1 protein-coding gene is annotated in these 1,370 nt (G+C 54.8%); it reads left to right on the top strand.

What is annotated here, in order from left to right:
- The first annotated feature begins 261 nt into the window (after nucleotides 1-261).
- Nucleotides 262-1,065 (top strand): NmrA family NAD(P)-binding protein, encoded by an 804-nt coding sequence (locus AX760_RS04860; RefSeq protein WP_139276449.1) that lies wholly within the window; start codon nucleotides 262-264, stop codon nucleotides 1,063-1,065.
- The last annotated feature ends 305 nt before the right edge of the window (nucleotides 1,066-1,370 follow it).

Consider the following 1,370-nt stretch of genomic DNA (forward strand, 5'->3'; position numbering starts at 1 on the left):
CCGCGCACAACCCGCAAACCGAAGTCCGCTAACCGATTCCGCCGATTCTCAAAGTCTCCGGACGGACACTTATCATTGTGTGATATAAGATTAACGCCTTCCACTTTCCGCCAATGGCAGACAATGTAATTTCGACCGGACACCTATCCGGGTCGGCACAGGCAGTATCTGTTTCCATACTACGTTCCAAAATCCTGCGTACTTACGTAACTTTACCGACTATGGCAGAAGCGACCTTAGCCGAAAAGAGGAAGCCCACACATGCCTAAAGCATTCATCCCCGCAATCACCGGTGCTCAGTCTACCGCCATCGCCCACGCTTTGCGTGCCTCCGGGTGGCATGTCGAGGGTTCAAGCAGAAGTCGCGACGGCAATGTCCCAGGTCGAGTATTCGATGCCGATACACTCGTGCTGACGATCCCTCAAGATCACCGACCATCAGCTATGACGGACTTCGTTGAGCTCTGGATCACAGCAGCGATACAGGGTGCAGTCAAGCGCATCGTGCTAAACGTCGGCGGGACTCCCGGGCCTGCCGAAGCCCATCCATTTTTTGCAGACCTGCACCAAGCGCAACACTGCGTCATTTCGAGCGGGTTGCCATATGTGATCCTTCAGCCAACAGTTTATTTGGACAATCTCGCGGCACCATGGGCCGCTCAAGGACTAGCTGCAGGCATGATTACGTACCCAGCTGATCCCAAAGCGGAAATCTCGTGGATGTCCCACCGGACCTTGGGTCAGTGGGTCGCTGCTGTTGCTGGAGGCGGTTGCGATGGTCAGACCCTCCCAATTGGCGGGCCTGAACCGCTAACCGGAGCCGAGCTTGCCCGAGAGATTGGCGCAGGGCTCGGACGGGAAATTACCTACGTTTCAATCCCACCAGAGGCTTTTGCCGAGGGAATGAACGCTACTATGGGTTCCCCGGCAGGTGATCGTCTCGCCGCCATTTACGCTCGCCTGACAGCTGAACCAACCAGTATGCGCACCGATCCGACGAAAGCTACCGATCTCGGGATCGAACTTGAGACTGCACGCGCTTTTGCGTCACGCGGGCTGAGATAACGGGTAGAGTATGGCGCAACTTTTTTGCGATGCTCGGCATGAAATCTGGAGAAAGCAGTTTGGGATGCTTTAAAATGCGTCCAGAGCTTGGAAGCAACATTCGAGTGTTGGCTTCCACGCGGAACTGAGCCGGTTTTTCCACCGAGAAGTGAGCCACCTCTAGGTATGGTTTTCTGCTCAGGGTTTTGTCACTAGTGCCCGGCGGTTCAAAGCTTGGTTTCAGAGCAGGAAGTGTGGGCTCAAATCAGCGACAATCAAATCATTTTCTGAACGGCGCTTTAAACGCAGCAACTCACGCGGTCTCT

The organism is Pararhizobium antarcticum (assembly GCF_001885585.1).
In the GTDB taxonomy this organism is placed as follows: domain Bacteria; phylum Pseudomonadota; class Alphaproteobacteria; order Rhizobiales; family Rhizobiaceae; genus Pararhizobium; species Pararhizobium antarcticum.